Genomic DNA, 22,195 nt, shown 5'->3' with positions numbered 1-22,195 from the left:
AGATTGGTTAGTGACATACATAGCAAAAGCACCCACATAGATGTGAGTGCTTCAGTTATTATCTAAATACGGGTTCCTTAAAACGTGACAGCTTCTCAAGTGAGGACTGGTCAACGTCTTTATGCAGGCTGTTTCCATGTGAATCCATCGTGACAACTGCAGTAAAACCTTTTACGCGCAGGTGCCACATCGCTTCAGGCACACCAAATTGCATCAGGTCAACACCTTCTACACCCTGGATACAGTCAGCGTAATACTGCGCTGCACCGCCGATGGCATTTAAATAAACGCCGCCGTGCTCTTCAAGTGCCTTCAGTGTTTTTGGTCCCATACCGCCTTTACCGATCACTGCACGGATACCGAACTTTTTCATAATATCACCCTGGTACGGCTCTTCACGAATAGAAGTAGTCGGACCTGCTGCTTTCACGTGCCACTTTCCTTCATTATCCTTCAGCAAGACTGGTCCGCAGTGATAGATCACCTGACCATCAAGGTCAACCGGGGCATCATGATCACTCAGATATTTGTGAATCGCATCACGGCCTGTATACATCATGCCGTCAATCTGGACGACATCTCCTACTTTCAGCGTACGGATCTGTTCTTCTGAAATTGGTGCAGTCAGTCTGACAACCTCAGGCTTTTCATCAGGAGTTTCTGCCTGACCATCATCAAAAGAGATCTTCTCGCCTTCCTGATAAAGCCATTCCTGAATTTCACCGCTATCAGCACCCACTGTGATGCCCAGGCGTCTGAATGCCCAGCAATTATACGCAACGGATACAAAGAAGCTTGCAGGAATACGGTGCATCACGCCAACCTTGCAGCCAAGTAAAGTCGTTTCGCCGCCAAAGCCCATTGTGCCAATTCCAAGTTCATTTGCATGGTCCATCACATACTCTTCAAGCTTTCTCAGGTCTTCATTCGGATTCACATCTTCAGATGAACGGAACAGCTGTGCTTTTGCAAGATCGTATCCTGAAGAGCGATCTCCCCCGATTCCTACACCAATAAATCCTGCGCTGCAGCCCTGCCCCTGTGCCTGATAGACAGAATGCATAATACATTTGCGGATGCCATCCAGGTCGCGACCCGCTCTGCCTAAGCCATCAAGTTCACACGGAAGGCTGTACTGAATATTTTTATTTTCACAGCCGCCACCTTTTAAAATCAGTCGGATATCAATGTCGTCTTTTTCCCACTGTTCATACTTAATGACAGGCAGTCCTTCACCAAGGTTGTCACCGCTGTTTTCACCTGTAATTGAATCCACTGAGTTTGGACGCATCTTTCCATCATTCGTCGCGCGCACCATTGCCCGTTTAATCGCTGCAGAAATCTCAAGCTGATTAACGCCAACAGGTGTTTTAATTTTAAATGTCGGAAGGCCTGTGTCCTGACAGATTGGCGATACTTTCTCGTCAGCCATCTGGATATTTTGTGTGATGGTTGCAAGACTCATCGCTGCACGCGTCCCTGCATTTTCCTGCGCCTTTGCTTTGCAAATCGCCCGGCGTACGTCCTTTGGCAGGTTTGTTGAAGTCTCAACAATCAGTTCGTATAAACTATCCTCTAATGCTTCAATGTTCATTCTTATGTAATCCCCTCTCCCAAAACTCAACGAATTTATTATAACCCGGTGCTTTATTGAAGGAAAGGGTGTTTGTAAACGTTTTCGGAATCGATTTGGATTTCTGTAACCGTTGAGCTGCGCTTCAGGGGGACGCTTTCCGCGGGGACGGCGCTGAGCCTCCTCAGCCTGCGGCTTCCGGGGTCTCAGCTGTCCGTCACATCCCGCCGGAGTCGCCCCCTTCCGCTTCACTCAACTATGAGACTAATATGTAGTTAGATACATTCATTTAAAGTAACTATTCTTCATTTCCTAGATAATTTTATTTTAATGGAAAATACACCCAATTCGAGTATTGGACTTTGCCTGCTGAGTTTGATGATTTCTCAACTACTTTCTAAGTTGATTGGAGCGGAAGGTGCGAGACTCCTGCGGCGGGAAGGGCCTGGTGAGACCCCGCAGGCGCGAAGCGATGAGGAGGCTCACCGGACCGGCCGCGGAAAGCGAGTGCCTTCCGCGGAAATCAACGGTGAATCGTGCACTCTCCAAATAAAAAAACAGACCCGCAGGCCTGCTTATTATTCGTTATCGTCTTTTTTAAACTGCTGTACCTTCAATTCCAAATCATCAAGCATCTGAATCATACGATCGATATCTTCAAGATCAGTACTTTCTGCATCTACGGATTCCAGCACTTCTAAAAACATTGATAAACGCTGCTTCAGGTATAGCACCTGCGAGTCATTATCGTGAATAGCATTACCCATGCCTCTCACTCCTTTCAAATCCGTCCTTATCGTAACGGATTCCACTTATTTCTGCAACTTTCGCTGAATATTCATTGACTTCCCGCCGCTTTATTTTCATACTGACATAGTTAATGAAAAGGAGATTTTAACATGACAATAACCAGGCAACCAATTACAACTTCCTATGATCCATGGGAAGCTTATGAAGATATGAAGCAATTCGGTAAAATGACGCTGTCTAATATAGAATTTACAACTACTACGCTTTGCAATATGAGATGTGCCCATTGTGCAGTTGGTTACAGCCTTTCGAATAAAGATCCTGAAACGCTCGATATGAACTTAATTTTAAAGCGTCTGGATGAAATTGAACACCTCAGAACGCTCAGCATTACAGGCGGTGAGCCGATGCTGTCGAAAAAGTCAGTTGAAAACACAGTGCTTCCACTTATGAAATACGCGCACGAAAGAGGCGTAAGGACACAGATGAATTCAAACCTGACCATTGACCTGAAGCGGTATGAGCCGATCATTCCTTATCTTGATGTATTACATATTTCACATAATTGGGGAACAGTTGAAGAGTTTATTCATACAGGCTTTGCCCGGATGGAACGAAAGCCCTCTGAAGCGCAGCGGGAGACACTTTTCAAAAAAATGATCGATAACAGCCGGGCGTTAAGTGAAGCTGGTGTGATGGTGTCAGCTGAAACGATGCTGAACAAAAAGACGCTGCCGCATATCGAGCGGATTCACCGTGAAGTTGTAGCCGATATGAAATGTGCACGGCATGAAATACACCCAATGTACCCTTCAAACTTTGCTGAATCACTGGAAACGCTGACGTTAGAAGAAACGCGGGAAGCAATTGAACACCTGCTTTCAATCCGTGATCAGGATACGTGGATGCTGTTTGGCACGCTTCCTTTTTATGCGTGCAGCACTTCTGAAAAAGACCGTGAACTGTTAAAGCGACTTTACAGCGAGAAAAATGTAACTGTACGAAACGATCCTGATGGCCGCTCCCGACTGAATGTCAGTGTATTTACCGGGGATGTCATCGTTACGGACTTTAACAATACACCCCCTCTTGGCAACATCCAGCAGGACAGCCTGCCTGATGTCTTCAGTAAATGGATGACAACAGAAGATGCCAAAAGCATCAACTGCCACTGCCCTGCAGTCAGTTGCCTCGGTCCAAATTTACTGGTGAAAGACATGTATTATAAAAACGCTGACTTTACAAAGAGGAGGGCTTTGCTAAGCAAATAAAATTTATTTTCAAATATTATATTTGCACAGCAGATGATTGAAGCGTAAGCCGGCGACTCCTGTGGCAGGAAGAGACAGGTGAGACAGAGCATGGCGCAGTCTGCTGGCTCACCGCCCGGCCACGGAAAGCGTCCGGCTGAAGCTTCAATCATCTGCCACTCGCCGCTCAACTATCTGAATAATAAATCCAAAGTACCGGATCCTATCAGTTTCCGGTACTTTTTAATTAATTATCTATTTTGAATATTTACACTATTTAAAAATCATGCTATACTACATATACATTCAATAAAGGGGGGCTGCTTCAGATCATTCTGACAAAACCTTTTGTAAAGGAGAGTGATGAGAAGCGCTTGTGAAATAAAAAGTGCGTATATATGGAAAGTATGATAAAAACACGAATACCATAAAACCCGGTTTACTCTTTTACATAAAGAATAAACCGGGTTTTATTATGCCTTTATTTCAAAGCTCTCTGTAATCTCAATACTATCCTTTACCGACTGAACCATTGAACAGTTTCTGCGGGTTACTTCCAGTGCTTTTTTAACCTTCTCTTCTTTCAGATCTCCTGTAATCGTAAAATGCATATGGATTTTTTCTACACGGTTAGCTTCTTTCTCATTTCGCTCAACCTCAGTATTTACTTTAATATCAGTAAATTCCATACGCATTCTTTCAAGCACCTTACGTAACACGCCCCCGCTGCAGACCGCTACAGATGATACAAGCAGCTGATATGGACGGAATCCGTACTCTTCATTTCCGGAAATATGAAGCTCTCCGTATTCAAGGTCAGCTGTAAATCCGCCTTCTTTCATTTTAAATTCCATGAGGATCTCCTTCTTTCTATATAAATATTATAGTAAGATTATAGCGTTGTCTTTAATGTAACTCGATTATTTTGCTTATGAATTTACCTCAGTCAGGAGTTTTAACATGGGTGTTTCAGCAAGAACTCGTTTTTGGATATTAGTTGGGATTGTTGCAATCTCCGGATTTTCTCAGGGGATGCTGCTTCCTTTGATCGCGATTATTTTTGAACAGCAGGGTGTTTCATCTGCAATGAACGGCCTGCACGCCACAGGGATTTACATAGGTATTCTGATTGCTTCTCCATTAATGGAGGCTCCGCTCAGACGATTTGGGTATAAGCCGATGATTGTGGTCGGTGGACTGATCGTTGGGCTTTCACTGCTCGCATTTCCTTTATGGCAGTCATTCTGGTTTTGGTTTGTGCTCAGACTGCTCATTGGAATCGGGGATAATATGCTGCATTTTTCTACCCAGACGTGGATTACTTCGTTTTCTGAAGCTCACCGCCGGGGAAGAAATATTGCGGTGTATGGATTATTTTTCTCATTTGGCTTTGCAATTGGACCTGCAATGAGTTCACTTGTGGAAATCAATCCGACACTGCCATTTGTCTTCTCAGGGATTCTCACATTTATCACATGGGGATTTGTATTTTTACTAAGGAATGATTTTCCGGATCATGGCGGTGGAGAATCCACTTCTTTTTTAGGGACGATGAAACGGTTCAGTCAGGTCTGGCAATATGCCTGGGTTGCTTTTCTTCCGCCCCTCAGCTATGGATTTCTGGAAGCAAGCTTACACGGGAACTTCCCGATCTATGCCCTGAGAAACGGAATTGAGGCGGGTGCAATTGCTTATATTCTTCCTGCTTTTTCAATCGGGGCGATCGTATTTCAGCTGCCGCTTGGGATGCTGAGCGATAAATATGGACGTCACCGCATTTTAATGAGTGTATTATTTGCTGGTGCTGTCTGCTTTATATTGGCAGGGCTTGCCGGTTCTTCTCCATTATGGCTGACGCTTGCATTTTTCACAGCCGGTATGGCAACAGGATCAACATTTTCACTCGGGATCAGTTATATGACTGACCTGCTGCCAAAACACCTGCTACCTGCAGGAAATATTATGTGTGGCGTGGCATTCAGTATTGGCAGTATTGGCGGTCCTGCGATCGGCGGGCTCATTATTGAATTTTTCACTGAAGGATTCTTTTATTTCATCTCTATACTGCTAGTCACCATTGGTTTATGTCTGGTTGCATTCTCTATCCGCAACAGATTTGCAGAAAGTTAATATCTACCTATCTTTTGCTGCAAATGGTATAATAAAAGAAAAACAACACACAATTTCATACCAACTGTTTTGCAATGCTGCTGTCCTGTGACAGCAGCATTCACTGCTTTTTAAGGGTATTGATTTCGATTATCTTTCTCAATACGCATAGGAGCGTGGGGTAAATGGTTAAGTATAGTGAAGCTTTTAATTTACCTTCAGCGATCAGAAAAGAACGTACGAATTTTATGAAAGTCCATCTTGAATTAGTGATGGCCATTTCAAGCGGCGTACTGATTCTAATTGCGTGGTAGCTGATGGACCAGGGATTTTCTGCTATATCTGCAGAGGTATATTTGTCTGCATACGTTATCGGTGGCTATTTTAAAGCAATTGAGGGAATTAAAGCCTCTGTTAAAGGTAAGGATTTAAACGTTGAATTGTTAATGATCGTTGCTACTATAGGTGCCGCATGGATTGGATACTGGACATCCTGATTTTTCTCCGGCCCTTGCCACTGCCTCTGTCGGTGTGGCTATGGGAGCAGGATCTGACATTGCGCTTGAAACCGCTGACGTTGTGTTAGTGAAAAATGATCTTCAGAAGATTGCCGAGGCGATTAATCTTTCTAAAAGAATGAATAAAATTGTAAAGCAAAACATTATTTTCAGTATTGCAGTGATCTTTATCCTGATTATTTCAAACTTTTTTCAGGCGCTAGATCTCACGCTTGGTGTGCTCGGTCACGAAGGAAGTACCATTCTGGTCATTCTGAACGGTCTCAGACTTTTAAAAAGCTGATTAAAAAAGTCTCCTACTCAATATGAGTAGGAGGCTTTTTTGCTCATGATCCTTTAGGAATAGACGGCTTATGACGGCGCTTGGCAGCCATCGTTGCATTCACCTGGGCACCGACAAGTATAATAAGTCCTGAAAGGTACAGCCAGATCATCAGCACGATAATTCCACCGATACTGCCATAAGATGCAGAATAGTTCCCGAAATTCCCTACATAAATTGAGAATAACGAAGAGGTTAATAACCATCCGATCGCTGCAAAAGCCGCTCCGGGAATAACAGAAATAAATCGGATCTTAACATTTGGTACAAATGCATATAGTCCGACAAAGGCTACAAACAGAACAAATGGTGTAATAGCAAACCTGAGCACTGTCCAGATCGTCAGGAACTGGTCAGTCAGTCCAAACCACGAGAAGATCAATTCGCCAATCTGCTGGCCAAAAATCGGAAGCAGTAAGGCCACGACAAAAATCAGAACCATAACAACTGTCCAGACTACTGCCATGCCACGTGCAATGATAAATGATCTTGTTTCTTCCACTTCGTAGGCGTTGTTAAAAGCCTTCATGATTGCATTCATACCGTTAGAAGCAGACCACAAAGTACCCAGAATACCGACTGATAACAGTCCTGCACTCCCTCCGGTTGCCACCTCAGATACTGTCGATTCAATTAATGCCATCGCATCACCAGGCGCGAATTCACGGAACATATCCAGCAACTGTGCCTGGGTAATATCTAAATAAGGAAGTAATGCCAGTGCAAAAATCAGCAGCGGGAATAATGAAAGTAGGAAGTAATAGGCCAGCTGCGCACCAAGACCTGGTGTATCAGCATCAGTAAAGCGTCTCATGACAGCCTTTACAAATCCCGTGAACGTATCATAATGCCCTTCACGCCCTGCTTTATGTACTGCATCTGACATATCCTCAAGGTGTCTGTTTTTTTTGCCTTCTTTCCACTCGCTGTCTTCTTTCGTTTCAGGAGCAGGATTGTCTTTTTTAGAAGTCATTCCATCCCTCCTTGTGTCAGATTTTATACGGTCTTTTTTTCAGGAAGCCCGCCGGTTGAAGCTGCAGGACTTTGAGGTGCAGGCTGATCTTCTGTAAAAGCTTCCTTCGTTTCCTGAACAGTTTCTTTTAATTCAGGTGCCATTGATTTCACTTCTTCATATTTTTCAGAAAGAAATGCAATGTCCTCCTGAATTTTTTCTGCGATTTCTCTCCACTGATCTGCTTTTTGAGAAGCTCTGTCTGCGAATTCCTGAGGATTTCTGGAATAGTAGGAGATGGATTGCTTCGTGTTTGATAAAGACTGGGCAGTTCTTTTCCTTGTGGAAGGATCAAGCATACTGAGTATCCCTCCTGCTACTGCTCCTATGATAATACCTGCTGATAATTTGTTCTTAGCCATTTCTTTTCCTCCAATTTGTTTTACAATTTTGCAGCCAGTTCGACGCTTTTTTGTTTCAGGTCTTTTATCGCTTCATCTTCCTGATCGCCCTGCAGCATGTGTTCGAGGTCTTCCATTGATCTTCCGTTGAATTTTTCGATCCGGATGATTTCATGGTCTTTATCAGATGCCTTCAGCAGATGCTTTAAGGATTCTTCTGCTGCCTGACTGATCACGACAATGGTATCAGCCTGTTCAAGGTCCTTCCGCTGCAGCTGCTCGGTCTTCAGTTCTTTTTCGCTGCCTGCTCCTTTTATTCCTTCATAAAAATTTTCAGACATTTCCCCGCTTTGCCAGGTAAAGGTGCCTCTTACTAAAAGGTTCATGTCTTTTTGAGCACTTTCTTTCAGTTCAGCAGCAAGAATTGTACAACTTGACAAGTGGTTCTGTACAAGGAATAATACAGTCTTCATCATCTCTCTCCTTATACGGTATATGGTTTACTATTTCCTTAGGTCTTTCGTTTGAAACCTTTTCAGCTTGCCGAATTTAAAAAAAACTTGACAATTAGGGGTAAATTTTCGGAATATTTAAAGTAAGGCATACATATTTTGTTCATATTTATGACCTAGAAAAAGAAAAAGGGGGAAATTAGATGCAAGGCTTAACAGATCTTCTGAATGAAATCAGTGGGCTGGTATGGGGACCGCCGCTACTTATTCTTTTAGTCGGTACAGGTATTTACCTGACTTTCCGTCTCGGAATGGTGCAGTTCGCTTTAACCGGCTATTCACTCAAGCTGGCTTTTTCCCGTAATCAGGACAAAAAGTCAAAGGGTGATATTTCTCACTTCCAATCATTAATGACCGCAATGGCGGCAACTGTTGGTACCGGTAATATCGTCGGTGTTGCAACAGCTGTTGTGCTTGGGGGTCCGGGTGCGATTTTCTGGATGTGGCTGTCAGCTATCTTCGGAATGGCAACCAAGTATGCGGAAGCTGTACTTGCTGTTAAATACCGTGTTCAGGATGAGGACGGCGAAATGTCCGGCGGTCCGATGTATTACCTTGAACGCGGACTGAAGCAAAAATGGCTTGGTGTGCTATTTGCATTGTTTGGTGCAATTGCCGCGTTTGGTATCGGTAACATGGTTCAGTCGAACTCAGTTTCAGATGTTGTAAATGATACATTTTCTGTACCGACATGGGTAACAGGAATTGCGCTGACAGTCTTCACTGCGCTTGTTATTCTGGGCGGAATTAAGAGTATCGGTAAGGTTACATCGATTTTCGTTCCTTTTATGGCAGCATTTTATATAATCGCAGGACTTATTGTCATGATTTTAAATATTGATTTAGTACCTTCTGCATTTGCTACAATTTTCACGCTGGCATTTGGTAATGAAGCGATTGCCGGTGGTGTAATCGGTGCGATCATCCGCTATGGTGTTGCCCGTGGGGTGTTCTCAAATGAAGCAGGTCTTGGTTCTGCACCAATCGCTGCTGCTGCTGCAAAGACAGACATGCCTGGACGTCAGGGACTTGTATCCATGACTCAGGTTCTGATTGACACACTGATCATCTGTTCAATCACAGGTGTAACGATTGTCATGGCTGGTCTTTATGAAGGCGGTGACCTTCAGGGTGGTGCGTTAACTTCAGCATCATTTGAGTACTTCCTGGGTCCTATTGGTCCTGTTCTTGTAACTGTCGGATTAATTTTCTTTGCTTCTTCTACAATTATCGGCTGGTCATATTATGGAGAGAAGTGTTTCCAGTACCTTGTAGGAACAAAGAAATTTAATGTCTTATACCGCGCGCTTTTCGTTGTTGCGGTGATGATTGGCTCTGTTGCAACACTTGATGTTGTCTGGGCCTTCTCTGATGTGATGAACGGCTTAATGGCATTCCCTAACTTAATTGGATTACTTGGTCTTTCAGGCGTAGTTGCTTATGAGACGAAGCGGATCCGCGAGAAGATTAAGGAAGAGAAAGCAGCAAATAAAGCCGCTTAATGCATATTGACAGATCCTTTGAAGCATGGAAAGATGGTATTTAGCGAATGAAAGGACTGATCACTATGGATTTAAGTGTACAGAGCACAGAAAATGCTGAATATATGGTTGAAAAGATTAAAGACCGTCTTCGTATTGTAAACGCCGGTGCCCTGAAGGTATCTGCTTTTGATGAAGAACAGTATGAGGAGCTTCACTCTCTTTATACAATGGTGATGAAAAGAGAGACATTCAGCCCAAGTGAAATGCAGGCAATTGCTGAAGAGCTTGGCAGTTTGCGTAAAGCATAGGCTGGCAAATAGAAAGAGGAGATGACCGCATTCGGTTCATCTCCTCTTTTTTTATTATGTCAGGACGCTTTATCATTGTCCTGAATTTCATTCGTACTTAATTCGTTTTCTTCCGCCTCTTCTGCTGTTATTTCAGCTTCAGGCGCTTCCTCTACCCTGAACATGCCGATGCGGTCTCTGAGCTCTCTGGCATCATTTATAAGCTCTCTGGAGGACTCATAGACATTCTCCATCGTTGAACTTGATTCTTCAGCACCTGCACTTGTCTGTTCAATCCCGGCTGCTGACTCTTCAGATACAGAAGCAATCTGTTCAATATCCTGATGCATATCCTCAGATGCATTCACAATCTCATACAGCGATGCTGCAATCAGTTTCATTTGTTCTGATACAGCATGTACCTGCTGATCAATTTCTGTGAATGAGTTTGAAGTTGTTTCCATTTTACTTACCCCGTTACTTACCATTCCATACCCTTCCTGAAGCACCGCCACTGTTTCCTTTGATTCCTTTTGGATGGAGACAATGATGCCGGTAATATCTGAAATGGAAGCAGACACCTGTACTGCGAGCTTTCTTACTTCATCTGCAACAACTGCGAAGCCTTTTCCATGTTCTCCGGCTCTTGCTGCTTCAATTGCAGCATTCAAGGCAAGAAGATTTGTCTGATCCGCAATCTCCTGAATGACCTGGACCAGCCTTGAAATATTCTGAGCCTGTTGATCAAGCCCGTTCACACGATCCATTGCCTGCTTAAAGCTTGTATTAATCTGATTCACAGTCTGGATGGTCTCATTCATTTTCTCACCGCCATCACGTGAAAGCAGCAGCATCTGCTCTGCTTTTTCCTGAGCAGATGCCCCGTGATCAGCTGAGCTTTTGATAACTGTGACAAAGCCATTCATTTTCTCGCTTAAAGAAGATGAAGATTCCGCCTGTGCTCCGGCCCCATCAGCAAGCTCATTCATCGTTACAGCGATCTGACGGCTGCCTTCCTTGACTTCTTCAGCACTTTCTGCAAGTTGACTACCCTTTTCAAGCACTGATACTGAAATGCCGGAAACTCCACCTACAAGTTCTCTGAGCTGCTGATTCATGTCATTGACAGCATGAACCAGCTGTCCCACTTCATCTTTACTCTTCGTTGTTAATGATTCATGCGGGAGCGTACCTTTTGCAATAGCCTTCATTCTCTTTGTCACCATCGCAATCGGTTTTGTAATCTGCCCTGCGATGACTGTACTGATTAGTATTGCAAGGACCATCACGATACCGCTGATCGTCAGGACTGTCATAATCGTTTGTTCACCATTACTGATAATTGTTTCCCCTGCTTCATCGACTTCAGCCTCTCTGGCAGTTGAGATTTTTTCGAGGCTGTCCATAATCCCTCTGGCTGTCGGTTCAAAGTTGGACCTGAATAAGACTCTTGCATTTTCTTCACGCCCATTATCATACATAGAGAAAACCCGCTCATTTACACCTTCCTGCCATACTCTAGTAATTGTAAGAACAGACTGCATTTCCTTACTGACATCATACGCCTGAAGTGTTTCTGCAAATTCATCATTCAGAACTGCCAGCTCATCAAACTTTTCCCTGTAATCAGGTTCCCCATATAATACATATCCACGCGTCAGGGCAATCTGCTGAGATACATTGAATCTCATTTCCTGATCAATCGATAACAGGACCAGTTCCTCTTCAAGCAGATTTTGCGTCTCCTGATTAATATTTGAAAGTGAATAAATATTAAAAGCTGCAAGTGCCCCAATAAAAATAACTAATACAAAAAAACCTGATAACAGCTTCCACTTTAACTTCTTCATCCATTCTCCCCCTGTCCCATGATCTCATAGAACTAATCTATCTTTATATGTATATCGACCTAATATCTTTATCTTTAAGTGCGCTTTCAAAAAATACAAAAAAAAAAACCGGACCCTGATAAAGGATCCGGTTTTACGATCTGACGATTATAATAGCTTTAATGATTCTCTGATAAATGCAGGAAGGTCGTCAGGATCACGGCTGGTTACCAGTTGGTTGCCGCATACGACAACTTCTTCATCGTGATACTCTGCACCTGCATATTCCATATCCACTTTAATCGATTTAAATCCTGTTGCTTTTCTGCCTTCAAGTGTTTTTGCTGTAATCAGCAGCTGAGGACCATGACAGATTGTCAGTACCGGTTTCCCGCTATCCATAAATTCCTTTGCAAAGGCAACGAAACGATCATCGCCTCTTAACAGGTCCGGAGAAAAACCACCCGGTATAAATAATGCATCGAAGTCAGAAGGACTGACATTGTCAATTGATTGATCAATCGAAACTGTCGCATCTCCCTGTTTTCCTTTAACGGAATTCCCTGATTCTTTTTCAATCGTTACGACATCATGACCTTCTTTTTTGAATGCTTCTGCCGGATCAGTATATTCTACGTCCTCAAATTGATCAGTTATTAAAGTTGCGATTTTAGCCATTACGAACATCTCCTTTTGTTGAGTGTACATGTTGTGTATTCCACAATATTACTTTTTTAAACCTGTTCTTTTTTTACCCACTTCACAAAGAACCAGCCGCCTTCACGGATAATTGGAAATGGCGTCTGCTGCTCAAATCCGCATGCGTCAGCAATTTCCCTTAGTTCCTGCTCAGAAGGAATTGGATAAAGATTATCAAACGTCATAAAAAAGCTGTTAAAGGCGCTTGAGAACTGTTTACCGTGTTTTGCTTTCTGAAGAGGTGAAATGATTGTGATAATGCCATTTTCTTCAGTAATTTTTCCGATTTTATCGAAAAATGCCTGACGTTCTTCAGGATTGATGTAGTGCAGGAGGTTATTGATCATGACGTGGTCAAATGACTGTTCAGGTTCATATTCATGAATATCCCCCTGTACAATCTCTACCTGATCAAAGTCTTCAGTTGACCTTTTAGCTGACTCTGCCACTTCCTTGTTAATCTCAATTCCTGTCAGCTGAAGGTCAGGGTGTTTTTTCGCAAGCTTCAGCAAATATCCGCCTTCACCACAGCCAATATCAAGAATCGACTGCACCTGGTGCTTTTTCACATTCTGATTAATCAGTCTGAATGCAAGCATCTCAAGTAAGGTCGATGTTTTTGCCACGGTAGAGCCGTGCTTTTCATTATCAAAATGCTGTCGTTTCTTTTCTTTCATCAGTTCCGGGTAGTGAAGAAGTGAGGGGATATGAAGTTCCATCATTTCTTTAAGTAAATCACCGGATGAGGGACTATCCTTTTTCGTGCCTGGCAGCTTCCATGCTCTGGCAATCTTTACGCGGTTTTTCTCATCTTTTTTCAAGTGCTTCAGCGCAATCCCTACTTCAACCCACTGTTGAAGCAGTTCTTCTTCGAGATTATACGCGTCTGCCACGTCTTCAACTTTTACAGGCCTTTTAAACGCTTCAAACAGATCCAGTTCATATCCGACATAAGCATGCCAGCTATATAAAAAAGGTACATTCGTTTTCATCCATGTTCTTGCTTTCCACATGTTATTTAAGTCTTTGATCACTTAAACCCCTCCTCTTCACTCTACCGGTTACCTATTTAGCAAATCATTAGTCCAAACTCAGTCTTACTCTAATGTGTATCCTTAATTCATCATTTAGAAACTCCGTTTGATAAAAAAATGCACATTCGCCAAAATATCGCGAATGTGCATACAGTTATTTTTTGTTTTTACCAATATCTTTTAAATAATATTTATCTGAGGTGAAAAATTCATTCTTAAGCTCTTTCACTTTATTACTGAGCATTAAAATGGCAAAAATGTTCGGCAGAAGGATCATCGCAAGCATAATATCAAGGAAGTTCCAGATCATTTCTGCTGCACCGACTGCACCAAATACGATTGCAATAATATATACTACCTGAATCGCATATGAGGCTTTCAGTCCGAATAAGAATTCAGCCTGCTTTGCACCGTAGAAAATGACAACCAAAATGGTCGAGAATACGAAGAAAATGAGTGATACGGTTACAAGTATGCTTCCAAAATCACCAAAGTATTCAGCAAAAGCAATTGTTGTCAGTGCACTGCTGTTATCCATTGCCCCTTCATCCGTCCATACACCTGAAGACAGGACAACAAACGCAGTTGCCGTACAAATGACAAGCGTATCAACAACAATCCCAGACACAGCCCAGAACGCCTGTCTTACAGGGTGATCCGTGGTCGCAGCAGCGTGTGCCATTGGCGCAGTACCAAGTCCTGCCTCATTTGAATAAAGACCTCTGGCAAAGCCCCAGCGAATCACATCTACAAGGGCTGCCCCTGCAAATCCACCGATCACAGGTGCAGGTGAAAATGCGTTAGAAAAAATCAGATTGAAAAATTCAGGCAGTGCACCCAAATTCATAAATAATATAGCGAGTGCGCCACCAATATAGATCAATGCCATAAATGGTACCACAACCTGTGTTACCTGACCGATTCTCTTAATGCCACCGAAAACGATGACCGCAATTAAAGCAGCAATTGCAAGTCCGGTCCACAGAACAGGAACACCAAAAGATTCATTTACAGTGTTCGCTACTGAATTCCCCTGCACCATCACACTTGGGATCAATTCGAGCATCAGCGCAAATGAAAACCAGATGCCAAGCCACTTCATACCAAGACCCTTCGTCATATAATACATCGGGCCTCCGACATACTCGCCCTTCTCATTTTTCTCACGGTAATGAACAGCAAGGGCACTTTCTGAGAACTTTAGAGACATTCCTACAAGTGCGATTACCCACATCCAGAAGACTGCTCCCGGTCCACCGAACATAATCGCTGCCGGCACTCCGACAATATTAGCAGCACCGATTGTAGAAGAAAGTGCTGATGTCAGCGCCTGAAATGGTGTTACAGTTCCCTTCCCTTTTGGCTTTTTGGTCACACTGCCAAATGTTTGTTTAAATATGTAAAGCGGATGTCTGAATTGAAAAAAGCCGAGTTTAAAAGTCATAAAAAGTCCGGAAAATAATAAAACGGCTATTAATGGAATACCCCACAGCCATTCAGAAAAAACTGTGACAGCATTAACAAATCCCTCCAATAGGATCTCCTCCTAAAAATAGTATATTTCGGAAACTTCTATCCTTTTTCCCTACCTTATATAAGATAAACTGCACCGGCTAAAAATAATGCCATACTCCCCCGTGGTTTACGTGTACATGTCTGGGACGGAGGTGATCGGGTCATCTCCTCGGCATTTCAATTCCGTCCCGGGCATGTACATAAAAAAAACTGCCACAGATATGCGGCAGTTAAGGTGTATTTGTAACTGTTCCATTACTTGTAACGCGTGGCAGAATCAATACTTCTACACGGCGGTTTTTCGCTCGACCTTCTTCTGTGTCATTTGAAGCGATCGGCTGAAATTCACCGAAGCCTTTTGCACTGAACCAGCGCGGATCAAGACTTGGGTTTTCAATTACTAGCTTCATAAAATTCACAGCTCGCATTACGCTCAGCTCCCAGTTCGATGAAAATGCTGCTGTGCTAATCGGCACGTTATCTGTGTGTCCTGTGATAATAACGTTTCTTGGCGGATCGAATTCCAACAGGCTCGCTACATCCTGCGCAATACTCTGATATTCTGATCTGACATCTGCTGACCCTGAAGCAAACAAAACGTTGTCTCTGATTGTGAGCAATAATCCTTCATCCGTCAGCTCTGTTTCAAATAACTCCCCCAGACTGTTCGCAGCGATGTATTCATTAATCTGCTCCTGAACGACCTGAAGTTCTTCAAAATCTGCTGCAGCTGCAGTTTCACGCTCCGTTTGTTCTGCAAGTAAATCCTGCATCTGTTGCTCTTCCTCAGTCATCTCCTCAGTCAGCTCTTCCGGTTCAGCACCTTCAGCGTTGTCAATATCATCCTCTGTGTCATCAGTTTCTACAAGACTTGCGTAATCCAATACATTTTCCCCGCCGGCAAATATTTCATTAAACACCTGCGACATCTGGTTAAACTTTGCCTGATCTACTGTACTGCTCGCAAACATTACAATGAACAGAGCCAACAGTAGAGTCAAAATATCCGCATATGGAATCAGCCAGCTTTCATCCATATGCTCATCGTGTTTTTTTCTTTTACGCTTCTTCATCTGTTTTAACACCGCCTTCAGCCATCAGCTGCTCACGCTCTTTGGCAGGCAGATAAGAGGCAAGCTTTTGTTCAATTACCCGTGGTGCCTCACCTTCAAGAACAGATAAAATCCCTTCAATCATCATATATTTAACCATAACTTCTTTTGTTGATTTTCGTTTTAATTTATTGGCAAAAGGGTGCCACAGCACATAACCTGTAAAAATCCCAAGCAATGTTGCGATAAATGCCGCTGCGATCGCTTCTCCAAGCGCTGTTGTATCATCCATATGACCGAGTGCAGCAATCAGCCCGACAACCGCTCCGAGTACTCCAAGCGTCGGAGCATACGTTCCTGCCTGAGAGAAAATAGCTGCACCGGATAAATGTCTGTCTTCCATTGCATCAATTTCTTCAGTCAGTACATCTCTTATGTAGTCAGCATTTTGTCCATCAATTGCAAGGCCAAGTCCGTTTCTTAAAAATGAATCTTCAATTTCAGTTGTTTTTGATTCAAGCGCCAGTAGCCCCTCTTTTCTTGCAAGCTCTGCCCACTCACCGAACATGCGGATGACATCGCGCACTTCTGTACCTTTCGTTTCTTTGAAAAGAATCCCGAATAACTTAGGCACTCTTTTTAATTCTGACATTGGAAATGCAATCATTACTGCTGCAACAGTCCCTAAAATAATAATCATAAATGCAGGGCCATTTAATAAAGCACTGGCCGGTACACCCTTTAAGATCATTCCGGCACCCACTGCAATCAGTCCCAAAATAACGCCAATAAACGAGGATTTATCCAAAACATTCACCCACAATCACTAAATTTCTATCTCTACATTTCTTATATCGGCTAAAAAACTAATGACTTTAGACCTTTCTACTCATACATTGCTTTTTGTGAATATGAAACATTCATTATTTTTTGATTTTTATCAATCGACTGGTAAAATGTTTAGAGGGAACTAAACACACGAAAAGGGGTTTTCAATATGAGTCATACAGAAATGTTCGAAAAATATGCTGACCTGGCTGTCAAAGTAGGTGTCAATATTCAAAAAGATCAACTGCTTTACATAGGTGCATCAATTGATAATGCTCCGTTTGTCAGACTTGTGACTAAAAAAGCTTATGAAGCAGGAGCACGTCAGGTGTTTGTTGACTGGTCAGATGATGAAGTATCAAAAATGCGTTATCAAATGGCACCATCAGATTCATTCAGTGAATTTCCTGAGTGGAAAAAGCTGGAGCGTGAAGCACTCGCTGAAAAAGGCGCTGCTTTCATGAATATCGTTTCAGCAAGCCCTGATCTGATGAAGGGGGTTGAGCCGCAGCGTATTTCCGATTTCCAGCGTGCTGCAGGTCAGGCGCTTGAGAAGTACCGCCAGTATATCCAGTCTGATAAAGTGAGCTGGACGGTGATTGCTGCACCTTCAGCGGGATGGGCGAAAAAAGTATTTCCGGATGCTGATGAAAATGAAGCAATCGAAAAGCTTTGGCATGCCATTTTCAAAGCGGTAAGAGTTGATCAGGCAGACCCTGTTGATGCTTGGAAAAAACATGACGAAACGCTGCATGAAAAAGCTGATTACCTGAATAATAAGAAGTATAAAAAACTGCATTACACTGCTCCTGGCACTGACCTGACAATTGAACTTCCCAAAGGTCATATCTGGGCCGGTGCGGGAAGTGTGAATGAAAAAGGACATACTTTCATGGCCAATATGCCAACTGAAGAAGTCTTTACTGTACCGCATAAAGACGGCGTATCAGGGTATGTCACAAATACAAAGCCTTTAAGCTATGGTGGAAACATCATTGACGGCTTTAAAATCACGTTTGAAAATGGCCGTATTACAGATGTACAGGCTGATGAAGGTGAAGATATCCTGAAAAAATTGATCGAGACAGATGAGGGGTCACATCGCCTTGGTGAAGTAGCACTAGTGCCGCATCAGTCCCCTATCTCACAATCAAATGTACTTTTCTTTAACACATTGTTTGATGAAAATGCATCTAACCATTTGGCGATCGGAAGTGCATATGCATTCTGTGTGGAAGGCGGAAAAACCGCTTCTCAGGAAGAGCTTGCTGAAAAAGGGTTAAACTCAAGTATCACGCACGTTGATTTCATGATCGGATCAGATCAGATGGATATTGATGGTATTTCAGAGGACGGGTCATCAGAACCTGTATTCAGAAATGGCGACTGGGCATTTTAAGTTATCTTAAAAAGCGTTTCCTAATCTCCTGTAATCCTATATAATGAATTTGATACAAATTATTTGTACGGTGAAAGGAGGAGCTCACTGATGTTATACATGACTTCAGTATTGCTTGGATTCTGTGCACTAATCGGATTAGTGGGTGGAGCGTTAATGTACTTTTTACGTATTCCTTTAAATACAAAGGATGCAGAAAGAATTGACCCAAGACCCGAACATAACGAACATTAATAATCACCAGATCTCTTTGCTGCGCCCTGCAGCAGGGAGGTCTGGTTTTTTAGAGGAGCTGATTGCATGGGAAAAACAATGAAAGAAAGCAGAACAATTCAGACGAATCACGTGCTGCCACCGGATACTAATCATCACGGCACCCTTTTTGGCGGTCAGCTGATGGCTTACATCGATAACGTTGCTTCTATTGCTGCAACTAAGCATTCACGTTCACTCGTCGTAACAGCTTCAACGGATTCTGTTGATTTTTTAAAACCGATTCGTGTAGGAGACGCTGTAACACTTGAAGCCTTTGTTTCCTACACAGGTAAGAGTTCAATGGAGGTTTTCGTCAGAGTCACAACTGAAAACCTGCTTTCCGGAGATCAATCCGTGGCAGCAATTTCATTCTTAACTTTTGTAGCCATTGACAACGAAGGTAAACCAATTCCGGTACAGGATGTTATTCCTGAAACTGAAGAAGAAAAATGGCTGAATGAAACAGCAGAAAACCGTGCAGGTCACCGAAAAGCAAGAAAGCTTCACAGTGAGGAACTGGCAGCGTTTTTCACGCCGAAGCCTCATCAATAAACTTAATTATTAGACATCTTTAAAAACCTCTCCTTTTAGTTAAAAGGAGAGGTTTTTTGTCGATAGTATTAAAGTGTGTGAATAGCTGATTTCACTATTCGCTTCTAACAGCTGATTAAATCAGATTGATCAGCCAGCATAGTTATTGGAGGATTTATTAGATGAAAAGAATAACAGGCTTTATTTTTCTGGCAGTTGCCTTGGTACTTCCAGGATGCACAGCACAGCAGAGTGCTCAGACAGAGTTTTCAGCTAAAGTTGGTATTATGCTGTCAGATACCGGTTTGGGAGACGGATCTTTTAATGATAGGGCATTTGATGGGTTAGTCCGTGCCCGGGATGAACTTAATATACTGTTTGATTACAGAGAAGCGCCTGAGGGCAATTACCTCGAGCATCTCAAGGATCTTTCCGAAAAGGATTATGACTTAATCATCGGTCTTGGATTTTCAGTTCAGGAAGCACTTGAAGAAGTGGCTGCTGAATATCCGGATCAGCAATATGTGTTAATTGACGGCGTTTCAGAAGCAGAGAATATTATCTCTCTGACTTTTAAAGACCATGAAGGCAGTTATTTAATAGGAACGATCGCTGCATTTGCTTCAGAATCCGGAGTCATCGGCTTTATTGGTGGCGTTGATGCACCGGTAATTAACCGGTTTGAAGCTGGTTTCAGAGCAGGTGCTGAAATGGCTGATCCTGATATTAAAATTATAAGTGATTATGCTGGAAATTTTGGGGATGCTGAGCTCGGACGGACCATTGCAGACAAACAAATTAAACAAGGCGCCGACTTTATTTACCCTGCTGCTGGTTTTACCGGGACAGGAGCTATTCTTGAAGCACAGGATCAGGGCATTTACACAGCGGGCGTTGATACAGATCAATTTTACACAGCTGAACAGTCTGTCGTAACTTCAATGGTTAAAAACATCGATACAACTGTTTTCAATCTTGTTCAACAATTAACAGAAGAAGGACTGTCAGCCGAGCAGTATGAACTTGGTCTGGCTGAAAACGGCGTTGGCCTTGCCGAAATCAGGCTTTTACAGCTGGATCAATCCGGACAGGATCTAATAACAGAAACCAAAAAGAACATTATTTCAGGTGAGATTGAAGTCCCTGAATCTGTCCAGTAAAGGAGTAACTATGACACTGCGCAAAAGATTATTTTTATTATCATTAATTCCATTAATACTCTCTTCTACCATCATATTATTTATTGTTTGGCAGATGGTCAGCCTGAATGCCTCAGGGGAAGAAGACGTCGAAATCCTGACAGACCTAGAGAAATTAAATAGTGAACTTCTAATTATTCAGCAGTCTTTATCAAACTTCAGCCTGAGTCCAACTGAAAATAACCGGCTGACTACTCAGAACCAATTAGAACAAACGGCCCTGCTGATAACTGATTTAGTCAGCGTCATGTACGACGCTGCGATGGAAAATCAGTTAATGACAATTCAAAATAAATATGAGCAGCTGAAATCAGATGCTCATGATGCGCTTGATCAAGGAGACATTGCAGAAGCCAGCAGGCAGGCGTCCCGTACAGGCGGAATCACAAACGATATGTATTACCTCCAGATTCTTGCAGATGACTGGTATGGAAACAAGCTTGCTGAAACCGCCCGTCAGATTTCCATCATTGTACTGATCTCATTAAGCTCGATTGTCATCATTATAGCGATCTCTCTTATTGCTGCTGCAATTATTTCAAAAAAAATCACAAGACCCCTTAGCGATATGCTGAGTCAGGCATCAATGGTTGCAGAAGGCGATTTAACTGTTGAAATCCCTGATCAGTCGGTCAATTCCAGATTTGAAATTGATCTTTTATCCCAATCATTTAGAGAAATGATTCTCAGTTTAAGGGAAACCGTTATGTCAGTTGAAAAGACGAGTTCACGCGTGGCAGACTTTTCAAAAGATGTATCGGGTAAGATCAGTGAGCTCGAGGAAAGCGGTAATCAAATCTCTGCTTCAACAGATGATCTCGCTAAAGGCAGTCAGGCGATATCAGAGGATATACAATCTACTTCAGAAAAAATGGTTGAGCTGAATCATACATTTATTGAAAGTGAAGCACTCGCGATACGCTCTGCAGAAAAAGGCAGTCAGGCATTATCCGCTGTTAAAACAGGTCGTGACTCACTCGAAAGACAACAGGCTTTTACAATCGAAAATACCGAAGCAGCCTCTCTCATTTCACAGGAGCTTGCAGCATTTGCCTCATTTACAACAGAAATCCAGGATGCTGCGACCTTTGTAAAAGAAATTGCAGATCAAACAAACCTGCTGGCACTTAATGCCGCAATTGAAGCAGCAAGAGCCGGTGAACAGGGCAAAGGGTTTGCAGTCGTTGCAGATGAAGTAAAAAAGCTTGCAGGTCAATCAGCTGAGGCCACTGAGAAAATCACTGCTATGGTGTTAAATATTCAAAATGGGATGAACGGCATTACAGCAGCTGCTTCGACTGGTCAAAGTGTATCTGCTGAACAGCTGAAATCAATGAACCTGACTGAACTTGCCTTCGAAGAAATTGCAGTAAAAGTTCAGGAAATTGATCAGGAACTAACTTCACTTACCAGCAGCATGAAACAATCTTCCGACTATACTACTGAAGTTACTGCAGCTATGGAGAATGTTTCTGCAGTTACAGAAGAAACTGCAGCTGGAACTGAGGAAATCTCAGCATCTGCTGAAGAGCAGCAGGTTTCATTTGGAAAAGTGAGGGAATCAATTCTTCATTTACAGGATATGAGTCACACGATGGAGCAACAGATGAGCAGATTCAAATTACCCACAAACGGGGATAAAAGTTAGAAAAGTGATTACAAAACCCTTTCATAACTACATGTGAAAGGGTTTTTT

General features: G+C 42.8%; 24 protein-coding genes and 1 pseudogene. 13 read left to right on the top strand and 12 right to left on the bottom strand.

Annotated elements, in window-relative coordinates; genetic code table 11:
* Positions 1–58 precede the first annotated feature (58 nt).
* Positions 59–1,594, bottom strand: a complete 1,536-nt coding sequence (locus tag LG330_RS06545) for a fumarate hydratase (protein ID WP_404408412.1) — start codon at positions 1,592–1,594, stop codon at positions 59–61.
* Positions 1,595–2,151: 557 nt separating this feature from the next.
* Complete coding sequence (locus LG330_RS06540) at positions 2,152–2,340, bottom strand: SE1561 family protein (RefSeq protein ID WP_039808085.1); 189 nt, start codon at positions 2,338–2,340, stop codon at positions 2,152–2,154.
* Positions 2,341–2,472: 132 nt separating this feature from the next.
* Here LG330_RS06540 and yfkAB point away from each other — a divergent pair, with 132 nt between their 5' ends.
* Positions 2,473–3,594, top strand: a complete 1,122-nt coding sequence (yfkAB, locus tag LG330_RS06535; RefSeq protein ID WP_404408410.1) for a radical SAM/CxCxxxxC motif protein YfkAB — start codon at positions 2,473–2,475, stop codon at positions 3,592–3,594.
* 90 nt (positions 3,595–3,684) lie between these two features.
* Positions 3,685–3,837: a hypothetical protein gene (locus LG330_RS06530; RefSeq protein ID WP_404408408.1), complete on the top strand. Its 153-nt coding sequence runs from the start codon at positions 3,685–3,687 to the stop codon at positions 3,835–3,837.
* Between the two features lie 209 nt (positions 3,838–4,046).
* Here the strand turns inward: LG330_RS06530 and LG330_RS06525 are convergent, their stop codons facing one another.
* Positions 4,047–4,427, bottom strand: a complete 381-nt coding sequence (locus LG330_RS06525; RefSeq protein ID WP_404408406.1) for an OsmC family protein — start codon at positions 4,425–4,427, stop codon at positions 4,047–4,049.
* Between the two features lie 106 nt (positions 4,428–4,533).
* Here LG330_RS06525 and LG330_RS06520 point away from each other — a divergent pair, with 106 nt between their 5' ends.
* The 4 genes and pseudogenes from LG330_RS06520 to LG330_RS06505 form a co-directional block, all read left to right on the top strand.
* A complete protein-coding gene (locus LG330_RS06520; protein WP_404408404.1) occupies positions 4,534–5,703 on the top strand; it encodes an MFS transporter in 1,170 nt (389 codons plus the stop codon).
* Between the two features lie 164 nt (positions 5,704–5,867).
* Positions 5,868–5,996, top strand: a complete 129-nt coding sequence (locus tag LG330_RS06515; RefSeq protein WP_404408402.1) for a hypothetical protein — start codon at positions 5,868–5,870, stop codon at positions 5,994–5,996.
* 42 nt (positions 5,997–6,038) lie between these two features.
* Positions 6,039–6,179 (top strand): hypothetical protein, encoded by a 141-nt coding sequence (locus LG330_RS06510; RefSeq protein WP_404408400.1) that lies wholly within the window; start codon positions 6,039–6,041, stop codon positions 6,177–6,179.
* A 4-nt stretch (positions 6,180–6,183) separates the two neighbouring features.
* Positions 6,184–6,483, top strand: a pseudogene (locus LG330_RS06505) (heavy metal translocating P-type ATPase); the annotation flags it as partial.
* Positions 6,484–6,526: 43 nt separating this feature from the next.
* Here LG330_RS06505 and LG330_RS06500 read toward each other — a convergent pair.
* Genes LG330_RS06500 through LG330_RS06490 form a run of 3 tightly spaced genes read right to left on the bottom strand, consistent with a single transcriptional unit; the run spans position 6,527 to position 8,348 of the window.
* Positions 6,527–7,495 (bottom strand): YihY/virulence factor BrkB family protein, encoded by a 969-nt coding sequence (locus tag LG330_RS06500; RefSeq protein ID WP_404408398.1) that lies wholly within the window; start codon positions 7,493–7,495, stop codon positions 6,527–6,529.
* Positions 7,496–7,518: 23 nt separating this feature from the next.
* Positions 7,519–7,896 carry a hypothetical protein gene (locus LG330_RS06495; protein WP_404408396.1) on the bottom strand — a complete coding sequence of 126 codons (378 nt, stop codon included), beginning with the start codon at positions 7,894–7,896 and terminating at the stop codon, positions 7,519–7,521.
* Between the two features lie 20 nt (positions 7,897–7,916).
* The gene (locus LG330_RS06490; protein ID WP_404408394.1) at positions 7,917–8,348 is read right to left on the bottom strand and encodes a hypothetical protein; all 432 of its coding nucleotides are present in this window, start codon (positions 8,346–8,348) and stop codon (positions 7,917–7,919) included.
* A 182-nt stretch (positions 8,349–8,530) separates the two neighbouring features.
* On the opposite strand from LG330_RS06490, the gene LG330_RS06485 reads away from it, so the two are divergent.
* Both LG330_RS06485 and LG330_RS06480 read left to right on the top strand, forming a co-directional pair.
* Entirely contained in the window at positions 8,531–9,889 is a 1,359-nt protein-coding gene (locus LG330_RS06485; RefSeq protein WP_404408393.1) for an alanine/glycine:cation symporter family protein, read from the top strand.
* Positions 9,890–9,954: 65 nt separating this feature from the next.
* A complete protein-coding gene (locus LG330_RS06480; RefSeq protein WP_404408391.1) occupies positions 9,955–10,179 on the top strand; it encodes a DUF1128 domain-containing protein in 225 nt (74 codons plus the stop codon).
* A gap of 59 nt (positions 10,180–10,238) precedes the next feature.
* On the opposite strand, the gene LG330_RS06475 is transcribed toward LG330_RS06480, so the two are convergent.
* The 6 genes from LG330_RS06475 to motA all read right to left on the bottom strand — a co-directional run bounded on the left by LG330_RS06475 (position 10,239) and on the right by motA (position 17,095).
* Positions 10,239–12,008: a methyl-accepting chemotaxis protein gene (locus LG330_RS06475; protein ID WP_404408390.1), complete on the bottom strand. Its 1,770-nt coding sequence runs from the start codon at positions 12,006–12,008 to the stop codon at positions 10,239–10,241.
* A gap of 147 nt (positions 12,009–12,155) precedes the next feature.
* A complete protein-coding gene (locus LG330_RS06470) occupies positions 12,156–12,665 on the bottom strand; it encodes a type 1 glutamine amidotransferase domain-containing protein (RefSeq protein WP_404408388.1) in 510 nt (169 codons plus the stop codon).
* Positions 12,666–12,721: 56 nt separating this feature from the next.
* Positions 12,722–13,720 (bottom strand): class I SAM-dependent methyltransferase, encoded by a 999-nt coding sequence (locus LG330_RS06465; protein ID WP_404408386.1) that lies wholly within the window; start codon positions 13,718–13,720, stop codon positions 12,722–12,724.
* A 154-nt stretch (positions 13,721–13,874) separates the two neighbouring features.
* Complete coding sequence (locus LG330_RS06460) at positions 13,875–15,254, bottom strand: alanine/glycine:cation symporter family protein (RefSeq protein WP_404408384.1); 1,380 nt, start codon at positions 15,252–15,254, stop codon at positions 13,875–13,877.
* A 211-nt stretch (positions 15,255–15,465) separates the two neighbouring features.
* Positions 15,466–16,308, bottom strand: a complete 843-nt coding sequence (motB, locus tag LG330_RS06455) for a flagellar motor protein MotB (protein WP_404408382.1) — start codon at positions 16,306–16,308, stop codon at positions 15,466–15,468.
* Positions 16,295–17,095 (bottom strand): flagellar motor stator protein MotA, encoded by an 801-nt coding sequence (motA, locus tag LG330_RS06450; protein ID WP_404408381.1) that lies wholly within the window; start codon positions 17,093–17,095, stop codon positions 16,295–16,297. Before motA ends, motB begins: the two co-directional genes overlap by 14 nt.
* Before the next feature lie 189 nt (positions 17,096–17,284).
* Here motA and LG330_RS06445 point away from each other — a divergent pair, with 189 nt between their 5' ends.
* From LG330_RS06445 to LG330_RS06425, 5 genes are all read left to right on the top strand, one after another.
* Complete coding sequence (locus tag LG330_RS06445; protein WP_404408379.1) at positions 17,285–18,514, top strand: aminopeptidase; 1,230 nt, start codon at positions 17,285–17,287, stop codon at positions 18,512–18,514.
* A 90-nt stretch (positions 18,515–18,604) separates the two neighbouring features.
* On the top strand, positions 18,605–18,748 hold the full coding sequence (locus tag LG330_RS06440) for a hypothetical protein (RefSeq protein ID WP_404408377.1): 144 nt from the start codon (positions 18,605–18,607) through the stop codon (positions 18,746–18,748).
* Between the two features lie 66 nt (positions 18,749–18,814).
* A complete protein-coding gene (locus LG330_RS06435; RefSeq protein WP_404408376.1) occupies positions 18,815–19,321 on the top strand; it encodes an acyl-CoA thioesterase in 507 nt (168 codons plus the stop codon).
* 161 nt (positions 19,322–19,482) lie between these two features.
* Entirely contained in the window at positions 19,483–20,460 is a 978-nt protein-coding gene (locus LG330_RS06430) for a BMP family protein (protein WP_404408374.1), read from the top strand.
* 10 nt (positions 20,461–20,470) lie between these two features.
* Positions 20,471–22,147 carry a methyl-accepting chemotaxis protein gene (locus LG330_RS06425; RefSeq protein ID WP_404408373.1) on the top strand — a complete coding sequence of 559 codons (1,677 nt, stop codon included), beginning with the start codon at positions 20,471–20,473 and terminating at the stop codon, positions 22,145–22,147.
* Positions 22,148–22,195: the final 48 nt, after the last annotated feature.

The sequence above is a fragment of the Jeotgalibacillus malaysiensis genome, assembly GCF_044789845.1.
Classification (GTDB): Bacteria; Bacillota; Bacilli; order Bacillales; family Jeotgalibacillaceae; genus Jeotgalibacillus; species Jeotgalibacillus malaysiensis_A.
Note: the sequence above shows the minus strand (reverse complement) of the source record. Positions and strands in the feature narration are given on the sequence as shown.

Excerpts from the sequence above, each read along its gene's own strand:
- LG330_RS06545 (WP_404408412.1), bottom strand. The coding sequence starts at position 1,594 with ATGAACATTGAAGCATTAGAGGATAGTTTATACGAACTGATTGTTGAG.
- LG330_RS06540 (WP_039808085.1), bottom strand. The coding sequence starts at position 2,340 with ATGGGTAATGCTATTCACGATAATGACTCGCAGGTGCTATACCTGAAG.
- yfkAB (WP_404408410.1), top strand. The coding sequence starts at position 2,473 with ATGACAATAACCAGGCAACCAATTACAACTTCCTATGATCCATGGGAA.
- LG330_RS06530 (WP_404408408.1), top strand. The coding sequence starts at position 3,685 with ATGGCGCAGTCTGCTGGCTCACCGCCCGGCCACGGAAAGCGTCCGGCT.
- LG330_RS06525 (WP_404408406.1), bottom strand. The coding sequence starts at position 4,427 with ATGGAATTTAAAATGAAAGAAGGCGGATTTACAGCTGACCTTGAATAC.
- LG330_RS06520 (WP_404408404.1), top strand. The coding sequence starts at position 4,534 with ATGGGTGTTTCAGCAAGAACTCGTTTTTGGATATTAGTTGGGATTGTT.
- LG330_RS06515 (WP_404408402.1), top strand. The coding sequence starts at position 5,868 with ATGGTTAAGTATAGTGAAGCTTTTAATTTACCTTCAGCGATCAGAAAA.
- LG330_RS06500 (WP_404408398.1), bottom strand. The coding sequence starts at position 7,495 with ATGACTTCTAAAAAAGACAATCCTGCTCCTGAAACGAAAGAAGACAGC.
- LG330_RS06495 (WP_404408396.1), bottom strand. The coding sequence starts at position 7,896 with ATGGCTAAGAACAAATTATCAGCAGGTATTATCATAGGAGCAGTAGCA.
- LG330_RS06490 (WP_404408394.1), bottom strand. The coding sequence starts at position 8,348 with ATGAAGACTGTATTATTCCTTGTACAGAACCACTTGTCAAGTTGTACA.
- LG330_RS06485 (WP_404408393.1), top strand. The coding sequence starts at position 8,531 with ATGCAAGGCTTAACAGATCTTCTGAATGAAATCAGTGGGCTGGTATGG.
- LG330_RS06480 (WP_404408391.1), top strand. The coding sequence starts at position 9,955 with ATGGATTTAAGTGTACAGAGCACAGAAAATGCTGAATATATGGTTGAA.
- LG330_RS06475 (WP_404408390.1), bottom strand. The coding sequence starts at position 12,008 with ATGAAGAAGTTAAAGTGGAAGCTGTTATCAGGTTTTTTTGTATTAGTT.
- LG330_RS06470 (WP_404408388.1), bottom strand. The coding sequence starts at position 12,665 with ATGGCTAAAATCGCAACTTTAATAACTGATCAATTTGAGGACGTAGAA.
- motB (WP_404408382.1), bottom strand. The coding sequence starts at position 16,308 with ATGAAGAAGCGTAAAAGAAAAAAACACGATGAGCATATGGATGAAAGC.
- LG330_RS06445 (WP_404408379.1), top strand. The coding sequence starts at position 17,285 with ATGAGTCATACAGAAATGTTCGAAAAATATGCTGACCTGGCTGTCAAA.
- LG330_RS06440 (WP_404408377.1), top strand. The coding sequence starts at position 18,605 with ATGTTATACATGACTTCAGTATTGCTTGGATTCTGTGCACTAATCGGA.
- LG330_RS06435 (WP_404408376.1), top strand. The coding sequence starts at position 18,815 with ATGGGAAAAACAATGAAAGAAAGCAGAACAATTCAGACGAATCACGTG.
- LG330_RS06430 (WP_404408374.1), top strand. The coding sequence starts at position 19,483 with ATGAAAAGAATAACAGGCTTTATTTTTCTGGCAGTTGCCTTGGTACTT.
- LG330_RS06425 (WP_404408373.1), top strand. The coding sequence starts at position 20,471 with ATGACACTGCGCAAAAGATTATTTTTATTATCATTAATTCCATTAATA.